Raw genomic sequence first — 14,499 nt, forward strand, 5'->3', positions numbered from 1 at the left:
GGTGCCACCGACACTTCAGTCGTGAGGCCATCGCCTGCCCGCCCCGGCCATACGTTTCTCCTCGCGGCGCTGCGCCCTGCGGCGCAGGAACCGGCGGATCCGGGAGGCCAGGAAGAGGACTGTCACGAGGCCGAGCAGCAACAGGACTCCGGCGACGACGGCCGCCGCCACCGGGTTGAAGACCGCGAAGGTGATGATCCCGGCGACGCCGAGATCCTCCGCGATGCTGACCCCGGCGTTGCTGAACGGCTCGGGTGAGGTGTTGACCGCCATCCTGGTGCCGGCCTTCACCAGATGGCTCAGCAGAGCGGTGGAGCCGCCCACGGCCCCCGCCGCGAGCTCAGGCAGCGATCCGCTCTCGCCGGCCAGCAGCGCCGCGACGACCGCGCCGGACACGGGCCGGATCACCGTGTGGGCCGTGTCCCAGGCCGAGTCCACGTACGGGATCTTGTCGGCCACCGCCTCGAACAGGAACAGCACACCGGCGGTTACGAGCACATCGGTGCGCTGCAGGGACTCGGGCACCTCGTCGGAGAGGCCGGTCGCGCCGAAGACGCCGAAGAGGAGGACCACCGCGTAGGCGTTGATCCCGCTCGCCCAGCCACTCGTGAACACCAGGGGGAGTACGGACACGGACGCGATCGTAGCCAGTCGGGCCCCGCCCCGGTGGGTACGGCCGCACAGGCCTGAGTATCCCTACCTAGTACGGGAGATGAGTAGGGATGCGGATAGGCCCCCACCTGCGCAGACGGAAGAGTGGAGACCACGGAAGGGGCGCGGTGCCCGGACCGCCGGCACGGGGCGGCGGAACGGCGCGGCACCCCGGACGGAACGGGGGCGCACGGCGCGGAGCTCCGGGACCACGGGGGACACGGGGTCACGGGGGAGGGCTCCGCGACGGTACGGGACGCCGGTCCGGTGGAATTCGGGGGGATCGAATTCCACCGGACCGGCGTTTCTCGCGTATGGGGACCGCAGGGCTCTCAGCGCCCGCTGACCCGGCCGTGCAGCAGCAGGGACAGGGCGGAGTGCACGTCGTCGATCGTCCGCTCGGGCTGGAACGCCTGCCAGTCGAGAGCCGCCACCAGCACCATCCCGACCAGCGCGGCGGCCGTCAGCTGGATGTCGATCTCCTCGCTGAGCTCACCGCCCGCGACGCCCTCCCGGAGCACCTCCTCGACGACGGCGACGGCCTCCTGGCGCAGCACCAGGAGGGTCGACTGCCAGGCACGGTTGGTGCGCCAGAGTTCGGCGACGTACAGCTGGGTGAAGGCCGGGTAGCGGTCGATGAAGACCAGACCGGCCCTGATCATCGCGTCCAGCGCTTCGACCCGGGTGCCGCCGCGCGCGTCCGTCGCTTCTGCGGCGGACCGCAGCGACTGCGTGAGCAGCCCGACACCGTGCCGCAGCAGCTCCTCGAACAGCTCGGTCTTGCTCTTGAAGTTGTAGTAGACCGTGCCCTTGGCGACCCCGGCGCGCTCGGCTATCTCGTCCACCGTCGTCGCGGAGAAGCCCTTCTCCGCGATGAGGGTCACCGCCGCCTCGTAGAGCTTCTGCCGGGTGGCCTGGCGGCGCGTGGTGCTACTGCTGTCCATACCGACGATTCTCACAGGTCCGGGCGCGCTCACAGACTGAGCTCCGGATGCAGCCGGTCCAGGGTCCACACCTGCTTGCGGCGGGCGGACAGCGCGGTCAGCGCCAGGGCGCCCGCGGTGAAGGCCAGCAAAACGGCACACGCCTGCCAGACCGGGCCGAGACCGCCGCCCGTGATCAGCCTGCGCAGCCCGTCCACGACGTACGTCATCGGCAGGTAGGGGTGGATCGCACCGAAGAAGCCCGGGCTGGTCTGGACGGGGTACGTGCCCCCGGCCGAGGTCAGCTGGAGCATCAGCACCGCGAGGACGAGAATGCGTCCCGCCGCGCCGAACCGGGCGTTCAGCCACTGCACGATCGCGGCGAAACAGCAGGTCACCAGGGCGAGGAAACCGATCGTGCCGGCTGCGTGCGTCATCTCCAGACCGAGCCGCCAGTGCAGAACGGACATCAGGGCGACGACCTGGAGCAGACCGATCGCGGCGACGGGAAGCCAGCCCGCAAAGGCGATGCGCCAGGCCGGGGCGCCGGCTGAGAGCGCCCGGCGGTTGAGCGGCTGGATCAGCATGTACGCCACCATCGCGCCCACCCAGAGCGAGAGCGGGATGAAGTACGGGGCGAAGCCGGTGCCGTAGTTGGGTGCCGCGTGCAGCGAGGAGGAGGCCAGCCGCACGGGGTCGGCCATGACACCCGTACGGGCGTCACGGTCCTCCTTGTCGTAGTCGGGGATCTTGCCGACGCCGTCGTTCAGGCCCTGGGCGAGCGTCGCGGAGCCGTCACCCAGTCGGTACAGACCGCTTTTCAGGGCTTTGGCGCCGGTGTCCAGCTTCTTGACGCCGGTGTTCAGGTCCCCGGCGCCCGTCCTGGCGGTGCCGAGACCGGTGTGGAGCGCGTCGGCGCCCTTGGCGACCTTGTGCGCCCCGGTGTTGAGCTTGTTGATGCGCGCGACGGCGGACTCCAGGTCCGTGTCCAGATTCGGCGAACGCTTCGCCAGGGCGTCGGCCTGCTTCTCCAGGCCGGCCAGCTGGGCGCGCAGCTTCGTCAGGTCGCCCTTCTGGTTGGTGACCAGGGCGTTCACGTCGTCGGAGACGTCCGCGACATCCGCCGCCGCGGTCCTGGCGCGCTGCAGCTGCGGGCAGATCCCCGGGTCGGGCAGTGGCTGCTCCTCGCAGCGGAGGCGGTACACCTCGGCCAGGTCGTCGGATGCGGTGTGGGCGGCGGCCGAGGCGGTGGGCGCCGCTTCGGCCAGCAGGCCGAGGTTGTCCCGCACGGCCTTCGAGGAGTCGGCGACCAGCCGGGCGGTGTCCCCGATGGCCTTGCCGTTGTCCTTGAGGAAGGGGCGTACGTCCGCCGCGACCGCGTTGACCTTGTCGGCGAGCAGCTGGGTGCCGCCCGCGACCTGCCGGGACCCCGTTTCCAGGTCACCCGCGCCCTTGTCCAGCTCGGTGATGCCGGTGGAGAGCGTGCCGCTGCCCGACTTGGCGTCCTTGAGACCGTCCGCGAGGTCCTTGGAGCCCTTCTTCGCCTTCGTGAGGCCGCTCTCGAGGTCGTCGGCCCCCTTGGCGGCCTTCGCGGTCGCGTCGTGCAGACCCGAGAAGTCGATGAAGATCCGGTCCAGGAAGCCGCGCGAGGCCTTGGCCGAAGCGGCGCTGCGGACCTCGGCGAAGACCGTCCTGGAGATCTGCCCGACGATGTAGTTGTTGGCGTCGTTCGTGCGGACCTGAAGGGCGCCCGTCCCGGGTGAGTCCCCGGCGCTCGACGCGATTCGCTCGCTGAAGTCCGCGGGCATGGTCAGCGAGAGGTAGTACGTCCCGTCCTCGACGCCCCGCTCCGCCTCCGCGGAGCCGACCTCGTGCCAGTCGAAGACCTTGGAGTCGAGCAGCCGGCCGGCGATCTCGTCCCCGGCCGCGAGACGTTCGCCCCCGGTTCTCGTGCCCTTGTCGTCGTTGACCAGCGCGACGGGGACGCGGTCGAGCCGCCCGTACGGGTCCCAGAACGACCAGAGGTAGAGCGCCCCGTACAGCAGGGGCAGCAGGAGGAGCGCCACGAGTGCGGCGCGCGGCATCCGGCCCCTGCCGAACCTCCGCAGCTCAAGCGCGGCCAGTTCCGGCGATCGCATCGGCCGTCTCCTTCTCCGTCGTCGTGTCGTCGGCGGGCGTTTCCGCCTCGCCCGCCGGGCGGGTGCGCACGGTGAGGGCTTCCTCGGGCGCCTCGCTGCACACGGCCAGCACCGTGGTCCCGCCGTCCGCGAGGGTGCGCAGCAGCTCCCAGGCCCGCGAGCGGTCCGTGGCGGAGAGCTTGAGGTCGGTGTCGTCCACGGCGAGGAGCCGCGGGCGGCTCATCAGGGCGAGGGCGACGGACAGGCGCAGGGCCTCCAGGCGCTCCAGGTCGCGCACGGAGGTCCGTTCGGCCTTGGGCAGAGCGGCCAGGTCCAGTCCCGCCGCCGCCAGCGCGGTGTCGATCGTCGCCCGCGCCGTGGCGGCGCGTTCGGCGCGGGGCCGTAGCAGGGAACGCGGCGAACCGTCGAAGCGGCGCCGCAGCAGGGCACGCTCCCGCAGGTGCTCGGCGACCGTGAAGGAGGGGTCCAGTTCGCTGACCCCGGGGACCGGGCCCAGCGCGCTGCACCCGCGTACGGCGGCGAGCCGGCCGGGCAGGCGCTCGCCGCCCACCTCGGCGTGCCCCTGAGTGGAACGCATCCGGCCCGTGAGCGCGAGCAGCAGACACGTACGGCCGGATCCGGAAGGTCCCTCGACCGCGACGAGCGATCCGGAACCGGCGGTGAACTCCACTCCCCGGAAGGCCCAGCCGCGTGGCCCCTTCAGTCCGAAGTCTTCGGCGCTCAGCGCCACCCCGTGCGGGCTGTCCACGATCCCACCCCATTTTGTTGCACTGACCAGTCAGTGCAAAAAACCTACCCGAACTCGCGCTCGAAGCAAAAGTGCCTGGTCGGAGGCGGGTCCTGAGGGATTGTCAGTGGGGGCCGTCACCATGGACACATACGGCCACGGAGCCGTCACACGACGACAGGAGGCTCGTCATGGCCAGCTCGTCCGCAGCCGCCGCCCCGCGGCGCCGCGCAGGCAGCCCTGCCCCGTCACCGACCGGTCCGGCAACCGACGTCCACCCCGTTCCGCGCCGCGCCACGGCGCCGCCCGCCGCACTCGATCTGCTCGTCCAGGCCCACGCGGGCCTGGACGAGGCCGCCGTGCTCGACGTGCCCAACGAGCGGTACGCCACCGCACACCTCGCCGCACTGCGCACCGCGGCCGCCGTGCTCGCCGCCCGCGGGCGGCCCGAGACCAGCAGGCGCCGCAGGGAGCGGATCCGCAGCGCCTGGGAAGTCCTTCCGGACATCGCGCCGGAACTCACCGAGTGGAGCGCCCTGTTCGCCTCCGGGGCCCGGCGCAGGGCCCGGGCGGAGGCGGGCATACCCGGCGCGGCGACCAGCCGCGACGCCGACGATCTGCTGCGCGACGCGGCCATGTTCCTGCGCCTGGTCGAGCGGCTGCTGATCCTCCAGCCCGTCCTTCCGCAGCCGCGGAAGGACGGCCCGGGGCGGCGGCCCGACACGGAGTGACCGCGAGGACGGTGCGAGGCCATAGGGTGGAGAGCACCCGTATCACCTGCACTGTTCACGCTCCGCCGTCCGTGGCGGCACCGTGCCGAGGAGTCAACTGCCGTGTCGGACCAGCTGCGCCCCCGCGCCTCCCTCCGTACCGCCGTGGTCTGGGAGGTCCTCAAGGACGCTCTCGAGCGCCGGGTCAAGGCGACCGGCAGGGAAGCCCTGGACGTGCTGGACACCGGCGGCGGCACCGGCAATTTCGCGGTGCCCGTCGCCCGGCTCGGCCACCGGGTCACCGTCGTCGACCCCAGCCCGAACGCCCTGTTCGCGCTGGAGCGCCGCGCCGAGGAGGCCGGCGTCGCCGACCGGGTCCAGGGTGTCCAGGGCGACATCCTCGGCCTGTTCGAAGTGGTGGACCGCGCCGGCTACGACGCGGTCCTGTGCCACGGAGTCCTGGAGTACGTGGACGACCCCGCCGAAGGCGTACGGAACGCGGTCGACGCGCTCCGCCCGTCCGGTGCGCTCAGCCTGCTCGGCGCCGGCCTCGGCGGGGCCGTCCTGGCCAGGGCGCTCGCCGGACACTTCGCCGAGGCCCGGCACGGCCTGACGGACCCCTCCGGGCGCTGGGGCGACGGTGACCCGGTGCCCCGCAGGTTCACGGCCGACCAGCTGACCGGACTGGTCGACGCCGCGGGCGTCGAGGTCGGCGCGGTCCACGGGGTACGGGTCTTCGCCGACCTCGTGCCGGGCGTTCTCGTGGACACCGAACCGGGCGCGATGGAGGAGCTCCTCCGGCTGGAGGCGGCAGTCGCGGAACTGCCGGCGTTCCACTCGGTGGCGACCCAGCTGCACGTTCTTGGTGAGAAGCGCGCCTGAGCCGGGCGGTGACACCACCGGAGTACGGGCGCGAAAGCAACGGCAGCACGGCTGATCAGCAACGCAGCTGCAGATGGAGTACGGCCTAGAACACCCGATCGCGCCGCGAGCCCCGTATGATCGGGTGACACCATCCGGCATGACGGATCGGAGGTCGGGGAATCTACGCCTCAGCAGCCGAGCCGAAATGGCGGTCCGGACTGGCTATGGCTAGAGGGCGGGTTTCACGGGGGCGAATCCCTGCCTATCCTGGAAGGGCCGCATACCGGTCGCCCCCGCGGCCGACGACGAGGAGGACTCCGTGCCGCTCTCGGAGCACGAGCAGCGAATGCTCGAGCAGATGGAGCGAGCGCTGTACGCCGAAGATCCCAAGTTCGCTACAGCGCTTGAGGGAAGCGGGCTGCGCAGGTACACCCGGCGACGGGTCTACCAGGCGGTGGCCGGTTTTCTGGTGGGTATCGCACTCCTCATGGCCGGAATGGTTTTCCAGCAGACCTGGGTCAGCGTGGCGGGATTCCTCGTCATGCTGGGCTGCGCCGTGCTGGCGGTCACCGGATGGCGCAAGGCGCCGAAGCCCGGTGAGCAGCAACCGGCGGGGAGTGCGAGCGGGGGCGAAGGCGAAAGCCGACACCCCAGGCAGCGCCGGTCGATGATGAACCGGATCGAACAGCGGTGGCAGCGCCGCCGCGACGAACAGGGCCAGTGAGCATGCCGCTTCCCGGCCGGCGGTGGGCAGGATCGGCCACCGGCCCCGGAAGCGGACCGCACACACCGAGAACTTGACGCTGGACCCCACACGTGAGGGGCGGTCGCATCACAGCGACCGCCCCTCACGCGTTTCCCCTACGGCACCGGGCCCCGGGGACCTTCCTCCGCCCTTGGGGACCGGCCGGGAGCCGGCCCCCGGGGGATCAGCCCTGCTGCCGTGACGGGCGGCGCAGCCGCGCCGCCCAGCGGCCGCGTTCCGTGCGGTCCGACCAGCGGCGGCCGATCTCCGTCCGGCGTTCCGAGACCGCCCAGACCACCCGGACGGCCGAACGGGGCGCGAACGCCGCCCGCAGCCTGCCCCAACGTCCGGCCGACGCCGACAGCGCGGCCCGGACGGCCCGCACATCCCCGGCCGATACCGAGACCGCGCCCGGCTCGGGTGCGTACAGCACCTGCTCCACCGCCCCCGCCGCCCGGTGGACCGCGGTGGCCGCCGGTCCGTCGAGGCCACCCAGCCGTACGACACGTGCCGCGGCTTTGCGAGGGGTCTGCGACTCGTCCGGCGGGATGCCGTGGTCCCAGGCCGTATCGGTGATCTCCCGCCAGGCGGCCATCACCCTGGCCGCCGCGTCAGCGGGCGAACGGCTGCCCGAGGAACCGAGCCGGCGGCCGCGGGCCCGTACCCGCCAGAGCATCGGCACCAGCGGGAGCGTGAGCACCACCAGGGAGCCGAGCACCCACAGGATCACCGCGCCCGCCGGTGAGCCCGGATCGTCGGAATCCGCCGCTCCGGTAGCCACGGACGCACCGCACTCGCCCTGCAGGCGCATCTGCGCGGGGCAGGACTCCGATGCGGAGGGGGCGGCCGTGGGCGCCGCGGAGGCACCGTCCGCCGGCAGCGCGGGATCGCTCGGATCCTGGGAGGGTGCGTCCGGCAGGGTGTAAGCGGGAGTGCTGCCCCGGGAGGGCGTCGGCTCGAAGCGGGTCCAGCCCACGCCCTCGAAGTACAGCTCGGGCCAGGCGTGCGCATCCCGCAGCCCGACCGAGACCGAGCCGTCCGCCTGGACCGTGCCGGGCGTGAAGCCCACCGCGACCCGCGCCGGGATGCCCAGGGTCCTGGCCATCGCGGCCATCGTGAAGGAGAAGTGGACGCAGAAGCCCTCCCTGTCGTTCAGGAACCGCTCGATCGCCGCCGTGCCGGTCCCCGACGTCACCGTCGTGTCGTACCGGAAACCGCCCTCCGACGCGAACCAGTCCTGCAGCTTCACGGCACGCTCGTAGTCGTTGGCGGACCCCGCGGTCACCCGCTCGGCGGTCTCCTCGACCACATCGGGAAGCGACGAGGGAACCCGTGTGTACTCACGGGCCACATCCGCACGAGGCGGCCTCGCAGCGGCGAGCTGTGCGGCCGTCGGCTCCACCACCAGACTGCTGACCTCGTACCGCGCGCCGCGCGTCGTCTGGCCGTCGTCGCCGACGAGGGTGCGCCCCTCCGGTTCGTACCGCCAGCGGCCCTGGACGTCCACCTCGCTCGCCGGGTAGGGGAGCGGCAGATACGTCTGCTGGTACGAGCGTGATGCCGTGATGTTCGTCCGGATCTCCGTGACGGCGACATCCCCGTCCAGTCCCGCCGGCTGCGGCAGCCGGTCCGGGACGTCGCTCAGGCGACGGGTCGACGGACGCCACTCGCCGCCGTTGAACTGATCCAGGGCGAGGATGCGCAGATAGAAGTCCTGCGGACTCCCGGAGTTGGTGCGGTACGACATCACCTCCCGGTTCTCCGGCTGATTGAGGTTGTTCTGCAGCGAGACCAGCGGGTTCACCGCGGAGATCGTGCCCCCGCCGCCTGTCTTGCCCGACCCGCCGCCGGTGCCGCCCAGCAGCCCGCCGTCCAGTGCGGGCAGGGCCGCGGGCACGGCCAGCGCGATGCCCAGCGCCGCCGCGCCGATGCGCCGCCCCGTACGCACCGGCGCCTGGGTGGACCCGGCCCCGCCCAGGCCGGCCGCCAGACCGCCCGACGTGCGGGACACACCGCCGAAGACCCGCCCCCACCGGGACAGCCGGTCCCGGCCCTCGGCCAGCAGGAGAAGCAGATAGCCGCACGCGGCGAGCAGGAACCAGAGCCATCCCGCACCGCCGTCGGAAAGGCCCGCCGCGACCGAGTAGAGCGCGAGCAGCGGCAGACCTGCCGGAGCCGCGGCGCGGCAGGTCACCGCCAGGACGTCCACGGTGAGTCCGATCAGCAGCACTCCGCCGATCAGCATCAGCCGGATGCCGTCCGTCGCCGGTGCGGGAATGGCGTACCTGCTGACGTCCTCGGCGCCCGCGCTCAGCAGATCGGCGAGATGCCGGACCGCCTGGGGGCCGGGCAGCACACCGAACAGGGCGTGCTCCCTGGCGAACGCCACGGTCAGCGTCAGCAGGGTGACGAGCACCTGGAGGGAGACCGTCAGGACCCGTGCCAGACGCAACCGGCGGGCGAGCGCACCCACACCGCACTGAACGGCCAGCATGAACGCGGCATGCAGGACCCACTTCGACGTCTCGATCAGGGGCAGCAGGGCCCCTGCCGCCATCATCGTGGCCGCGAAGGCGCTCAGCGCCAGTCGGGTACGCCCGCTCATGACCAACCCCCGGAGAACCCCGTCGTCGTCCCGGCGGCGGTGGACTGCCCGCCGGAGTCCTCCTGGCCCGCCTGCTGCCACAGCCGGGCGAGCTCCGCCCCGGGTGGCACCGCCACCGCCGTCCATCCCGCTTCGCGCAGCAGGCGCAAGCGCTCGGAGGCCGGCGCGGGAGGCGCGGCGGATCCGCCACGCGCCCAGTCGTCGCCGTCCAGCACGAACGCGACGGCCCCGCGGCTGCGCTGCCGCATCCTGGCCGCCACCGCTGCCTGCTCCTCGTCGAGATCGCCGAAGAACGCCACCAGCAGCCCCTCGTTGCTCCCGCGCAGCACGTCGTGCGCGCGGGAGAGACCGCCCCCGTCGGAGTGGTCGACGACCGCGAGGGTGTCCATCATCAGCCCCGCCGAGTCCGCTGACTCCTGGGTCGAGCCGGCGAAGCCGTCGGCGCTCTCACCCGGCACGGCACTCCCCTCGTCCGTGAGCAGGCGCACCGCGAAACCACGCTCCAGCATGTGCATCAGGGCGGACGCCGCCGCGGACACCGCCCATTCGAAGGCAGATCCGGGTCCGGCCCCCCGGTAGGCGATCCGCCGGGTGTCCAGCAACACCGTGCATCCGGCCCGCTGCGGCTGTTCCTCCCGCCGCACCATCAGCTCGCCGTAGCGCGCGGTGGAGCGCCAGTGCACCCGGCGCAGGTCGTCACCGTGGCGGTAGCCGCGCGGGATGATGTCGTCCTCGCCGGCCAGCGCCAGCGAACGCTGTCTGCCGTCGCCGTAACCGGAGGCCTCCCCGGCCAGACGTAGGACGGGGAGCGGCTCGGTGCGGGGGATGACGACGAGGGTGTCGTAGGCGCTGAAGGATCGCGTCAGCTCGCACATCCCGAACGGATCGCTCAGTCGCAGCTGCAGCGGCCCCAGCGGGTAGCGCCCGCGCAGGTCGGAGCGGACCCGGTAGGACACCTCCCGTACGCCGCCCGGCTCCACCCGGTCCAGTACGAACCGGGGCCGGGGACCGAGGAAGTACGGAACCCGGTCCTGCAACATGAGCAGGCCCGTGTGCAGCCGGGACTCGTTGTCCATGCGCAGATGGACCCGCGCCTCCGTACCCGTCGGCACTCTGGACGGCGACAGCCACCGGCTGCCGGACACCCTGTAGCGGGTGCGGTGGAGGACGATGACACAGACCAGGGGCAGAACCGCCAGCAGCAGGCCGACCCGGAGCAGGTCGCCCTGGCCCAGCACATAGGCGCAGACCGCCGCCGCCACTCCGGCGGCCAGGAAGGACCGCCCCCGCGTCGTCAGTCCGCTCAGAGCCGCCCGCAGGCTGCCCTTGTCGCTGTCGTCCACAGGACCGGGTGCCCCGGCCGGCATCACAGCCGCCGTGCGCCGGGCTGCCGGCCGTACACCGGACCGCCGGGCAGGGGCTGGGGATGCGCGGGGGCAGCCGCGCCGCCCGAGGTCGGCACCGGTGTGCGCTGCAGGATGTCCAGCACGACCTGCTCGGCCGTACGACGGTTGAGCTGCGCCTGCGCCGTCGGAAGCAGCCGGTGGGAGAGCACCGCGACCGCGAGCGCCTGGACGTCGTCCGGCAGGGCGTAGTCCCGCCCGGCCAGCGCGGCGGACGCCTTGGCGGCGCGCAGCAGATGCAGGGTCGCGCGCGGCGAGGCCCCGAGCCTGAGATCCGGGTGCTGACGGGTCGCGCCCACCAGCTCCACGGCGTACCGCCGGACGGATTCGGCCACATGGACCGTGCGTACCGCGTCGATCAGCTTCACGATGTCGTGGGCGTGCGCCACCGGCTGCAGGTCGTCCAGCGGCGAGGCGCCACCGTGCACGTCGAGCATCTGGAACTCGGCTTCCGCGCTCGGGTAGCCGATGGACACACGGGCCATGAAGCGGTCGCGCTGCGCCTCCGGGAGGGGATAGGTGCCCTCCATCTCCACCGGGTTCTGGGTGGCCACGACCATGAACGGATCGGGCAGCTCGTAGGTGTGGCCGTCGATCGTGACCTGGCGTTCCTCCATGGACTCCAGCAGTGCCGACTGGGTCTTGGGCGACGCGCGGTTGATCTCGTCGCCGATCACGATCTGGGCGAAGATCGCGCCCGGTTTGAACTCGAAGTCCCGGCGCTGCTGATCGAAGATCGAGACCCCGGTGATGTCCGAGGGCAGCAGATCCGGTGTGAACTGGATACGCCGCACCGAACAGTCGATGGACCGTGCCAGCGCCTTGGCCAGCATCGTCTTGCCGACCCCGGGCACATCCTCGATCAGGAGGTGCCCCTCGGCGAGCAACACGGTCAGCGAAAGCCGTACGACCTCAGGCTTGCCCTCGATCACACCCTCGACCGACCTGCGTACCCGCTCGGCTGTGGTGGTCAGATCTGTGAGGCTCGCTCGATCGTCATAGGTCGTCACCCGGCCCTCCTCGGCCCCTTGTGCACGGGCCGACGCACAAAGCTGCCCGGCCCGCCCTGAAATACGGACACTCTCCGGAGGACCCGGAGAGATGTCACACCCGCATTCTTGTTGCCGTTACCGCTTCGTGTCACTCGCCTGTGGATAAGTGGGTGCGATATGCCGGATGCGGGCCCGTATGTCGGGTGCTTCAGGAGGTGGGCAGAATCTCGCGCAGCTTGCCCGTGGTCACGTCGAAGACGAAGCCGCGGATGTCGTCCGTGTGCAGGAGGAACGGCGAGGTGCGCACCCGCTGCATCGACTGCCGCACGTCCTGGTCGGCGTCCGAGTAGGCCTCCACCGCCCAGACGGGGCGCTGTCCGACCTCGAGCTCCAGCTCCTGCCGGAAGCCCTCGGTGAGCGACTCCAGGCCGCAGTTCGTGTGGTGGATGAGTATGACGCTGCGGGTGCCGAGCGCCCGCTGGCTGATGGTCAGCGACCTGATGACGTCGTCGGTGACCACGCCGCCCGCGTTGCGGATGGTGTGGCAGTCGCCGAGCTCCAGGCCGAGCGCGTCGTGGAGGTCGAGGCGGGCGTCCATGCAGGCGACCACGGCGACGTGCAGTACGGGCCGCGCGTCCATGCCCGGGTCGCGGAACGCCTGTGCGTAGCGCGTGTTCAGTTCGACCAGGCGGTCGGTGACGGTCCCTCCGGAACGAGCCGTGGAGGAGGCGGGTGAACCGGTCTCGGCGGAAGACTGCGCAGAAGTCGACATGGCTACGACGTTAGCGTTCGTGACCGCTCCTGGCGTGTTGTGGAAGGGGACAAAGAACATCAACGGCCCTTGTTGTGAGGTAACCCACAAGCCTCACGTTCAGGCGCCCGGCCGGGTGAGGTCCGCGGCCCACCGCAGCGGTGCGACGCGCTGCCCGGTTCGTTGATCGGGAATCAATCGAATGGCAGGGTGGACTAAAGTGACGCGAAGTTACCGACACGCCTGCACATTCTGCATATTTTTATATGTTTCGAGTTCCCCGTGATGTGCGGCGTACATGCGGCCCGGCCCTCTCCCGCTCGTCGGCCGGCCGACGCCTCTTCCCCGGCGCCGGCCGGCCTCCCCTTCCGGGCGGGCGGGGACCAGGCCGTATGTGCGGCCACACGGGACATAGCCTGAGAGGGCGCTTTGAGCCAGACCCGACACGTCCCGGTGATGCTCCAGCGATGCCTGGACCTGTTGGCCCCGGCTCTGGAGGCGACCGGGCCACAGCCACCGGTCGTCGTCGACTGCACCCTCGGGCTCGGCGGGCACAGCGAAGCCCTGCTCGCGGCCTTCCCCGCGGCCCGGCTGGTCGCCCTGGACCGGGACAAGGAGGCGCTGCGGCTCTCCGGCGAGCGCCTCGCCCCGTACGGCGACCGCGCCACCCTCGTGCACGCCGTCTACGACGAACTGCCCGAGGTCCTCGACCGGCTGGGGATCCCCAAGGTCCAGGGCGTGCTGTTCGACCTCGGTGTCTCCTCCATGCAGCTGGACGAGGCCGACCGCGGCTTCGCGTACGCCCAGGACGCGCCGCTCGACATGCGCATGGACCAGACGACAGGGATCGGCGCTGCCGAGGTGCTCAACACCTACCCGCCGGGCGAACTCGTACGGATCCTGCGCGCGTACGGCGAGGAGAAGCAGGCCAAGCGCATCGTCTCGGCCGTCGTGCGCGAACGTGAGAAGGAACCCTTCAGCAACAGTGCCCGTCTCGTCGAGCTGATCCGCGACTCCCTGCCGCAGGCCGCCAAGCGCACCGGCGGCAATCCGGCCAAGCGCACCTTCCAGGCCCTGCGCATCGAGGTCAACGGTGAACTCACCGTCCTGGAGCGGGCCGTTCCCGCCGCGGTGCGAAGCCTCGCCGTCGGTGGCCGGATCGCGGTCCTCTCGTACCACTCGCTGGAGGACCGTCTGGTCAAGCAGGTCTTCGCGGCCGGTGCGGCCAACACGGCGCCGCCCGGACTGCCCGTCGTCCCCGAGCGCTACCAGCCCCGGCTGAAGCTGCTGACCCGCGGTGCCGAGCTGCCCACCGAGGAGGAGGTCGCCGAGAACCGGCGCGCCGCCCCCGCCAGGCTGCGCGGCGCCCAGCGGATCCGCGAGGAGGAACGATGAGCGGATCCCGCCGGGCCGGCCGGACAGCCGAAGGGCCGGTGGCGCAGCGGTGACCGCAACGGCCGAGCAGATGAAGGGGCGGGCAGGCCGGCTCGCCCGGCTGATGCCGTCGGGGCCGAGCACCGCCGCCCGTACCCCCTTCGTCCTGCTGGTCGTGCTGCTGCTCGCGGGTGGCCTGATCTCGCTCCTGCTGCTGAACTCGGCGCTCAACGAAGGATCGTTCAGGCTGAGCAAGCTGGAGCGGGAGACCACCGAACTCACCGACGAGCAGCAGGCCCTCCAGCGGGACGTCGACAGCTATTCCGAACCCGACGCCCTGGAGCGCCGGGCCAGGGAGCTCGGCATGGTGCCCGGCGGCAGCCCCGCCTTTCTGGACCCGGACGGCACGGTGCGCGGAGTGCCCGAGCGGGCCACCGCGCAGCCCTCCCCGACCGCGGCCCCCGAACCGGAGACGAACCCGGCCGGGCCCGCCGGGTCGGCCACCATGTCCGGCTCCGTGACGCCGTCTCCCTCTCCTTCCCTCGCGACGCCGACCACGAGTCCGGCCACACCGCTCCCGACCACACCGCCCCCGACGAGCTCCGGCAGGTGACGC

The 14,499-nt window shown here is 71.8% G+C and carries 13 protein-coding genes; 5 read left to right on the top strand and 8 right to left on the bottom strand.

The window, feature by feature from the left end; translation table 11 throughout:
* Nucleotides 1-15 precede the first annotated feature (15 nt).
* The 4 genes from ACFYQ5_RS32820 to ACFYQ5_RS32835 form a co-directional block, all read right to left on the bottom strand.
* Nucleotides 16-633: a DUF4126 domain-containing protein gene (locus tag ACFYQ5_RS32820; RefSeq protein ID WP_389202906.1), complete on the bottom strand. Its 618-nt coding sequence runs from the start codon at nucleotides 631-633 to the stop codon at nucleotides 16-18.
* 350 nt (nucleotides 634-983) lie between these two features.
* Entirely contained in the window at nucleotides 984-1,595 is a 612-nt protein-coding gene (locus ACFYQ5_RS32825; RefSeq protein WP_389202908.1) for a TetR/AcrR family transcriptional regulator, read from the bottom strand.
* A gap of 29 nt (nucleotides 1,596-1,624) precedes the next feature.
* Nucleotides 1,625-3,712: a YhgE/Pip family protein gene (locus ACFYQ5_RS32830; RefSeq protein WP_389202909.1), complete on the bottom strand. Its 2,088-nt coding sequence runs from the start codon at nucleotides 3,710-3,712 to the stop codon at nucleotides 1,625-1,627.
* The gene (locus tag ACFYQ5_RS32835) at nucleotides 3,684-4,460 is read right to left on the bottom strand and encodes an ATP-binding cassette domain-containing protein (RefSeq protein WP_389202911.1); all 777 of its coding nucleotides are present in this window, start codon (nucleotides 4,458-4,460) and stop codon (nucleotides 3,684-3,686) included. Before ACFYQ5_RS32835 ends, ACFYQ5_RS32830 begins: the two co-directional genes overlap by 29 nt.
* 170 nt (nucleotides 4,461-4,630) lie before the next feature.
* Here ACFYQ5_RS32835 and ACFYQ5_RS32840 point away from each other — a divergent pair, with 170 nt between their 5' ends.
* The 3 genes from ACFYQ5_RS32840 (at nucleotide 4,631) to ACFYQ5_RS32850 (ending at nucleotide 6,737) form a co-directional block, all read left to right on the top strand.
* A complete protein-coding gene (locus tag ACFYQ5_RS32840; RefSeq protein WP_389202913.1) occupies nucleotides 4,631-5,170 on the top strand; it encodes an SAV_6107 family HEPN domain-containing protein in 540 nt (179 codons plus the stop codon).
* A gap of 102 nt (nucleotides 5,171-5,272) precedes the next feature.
* On the top strand, nucleotides 5,273-6,031 hold the full coding sequence (locus tag ACFYQ5_RS32845) for a class I SAM-dependent methyltransferase (RefSeq protein ID WP_389202914.1): 759 nt from the start codon (nucleotides 5,273-5,275) through the stop codon (nucleotides 6,029-6,031).
* A gap of 301 nt (nucleotides 6,032-6,332) precedes the next feature.
* On the top strand, nucleotides 6,333-6,737 hold the full coding sequence (locus ACFYQ5_RS32850) for a DUF3040 domain-containing protein (RefSeq protein WP_389202916.1): 405 nt from the start codon (nucleotides 6,333-6,335) through the stop codon (nucleotides 6,735-6,737).
* 205 nt (nucleotides 6,738-6,942) lie between these two features.
* Here ACFYQ5_RS32850 and ACFYQ5_RS32855 read toward each other — a convergent pair whose 3' ends face one another.
* The 4 genes from ACFYQ5_RS32855 to ACFYQ5_RS32870 form a co-directional block, all read right to left on the bottom strand.
* Nucleotides 6,943-9,363, bottom strand: a complete 2,421-nt coding sequence (locus ACFYQ5_RS32855; protein WP_389202918.1) for a DUF3488 and DUF4129 domain-containing transglutaminase family protein — start codon at nucleotides 9,361-9,363, stop codon at nucleotides 6,943-6,945.
* Nucleotides 9,360-10,730 carry a DUF58 domain-containing protein gene (locus tag ACFYQ5_RS32860; RefSeq protein WP_389202920.1) on the bottom strand — a complete coding sequence of 457 codons (1,371 nt, stop codon included), beginning with the start codon at nucleotides 10,728-10,730 and terminating at the stop codon, nucleotides 9,360-9,362. Before ACFYQ5_RS32860 ends, ACFYQ5_RS32855 begins: the two co-directional genes overlap by 4 nt.
* Entirely contained in the window at nucleotides 10,730-11,776 is a 1,047-nt protein-coding gene (locus tag ACFYQ5_RS32865) for an AAA family ATPase (protein ID WP_389202922.1), read from the bottom strand. The genes ACFYQ5_RS32860 and ACFYQ5_RS32865 overlap by 1 nt, the downstream gene beginning before the upstream one ends.
* 190 nt (nucleotides 11,777-11,966) lie before the next feature.
* Nucleotides 11,967-12,530: a beta-class carbonic anhydrase gene (locus tag ACFYQ5_RS32870; protein WP_389202923.1), complete on the bottom strand. Its 564-nt coding sequence runs from the start codon at nucleotides 12,528-12,530 to the stop codon at nucleotides 11,967-11,969.
* Between the two features lie 408 nt (nucleotides 12,531-12,938).
* On the opposite strand from ACFYQ5_RS32870, the gene rsmH reads away from it, so the two are divergent.
* Together rsmH and ACFYQ5_RS32880 are read left to right on the top strand one after the other, a co-directional pair.
* Nucleotides 12,939-13,904, top strand: a complete 966-nt coding sequence (gene rsmH / locus ACFYQ5_RS32875) for a 16S rRNA (cytosine(1402)-N(4))-methyltransferase RsmH (protein WP_014156740.1) — start codon at nucleotides 12,939-12,941, stop codon at nucleotides 13,902-13,904.
* Nucleotides 13,905-13,953: 49 nt separating this feature from the next.
* Entirely contained in the window at nucleotides 13,954-14,496 is a 543-nt protein-coding gene (locus ACFYQ5_RS32880; protein ID WP_389202925.1) for a septum formation initiator family protein, read from the top strand.
* Nucleotides 14,497-14,499: the final 3 nt, after the last annotated feature.

It is taken from the genome of Streptomyces sp. NPDC005794, assembly GCF_042871445.1.
GTDB lineage: Bacteria > Actinomycetota > Actinomycetes > Streptomycetales > Streptomycetaceae > Streptomyces.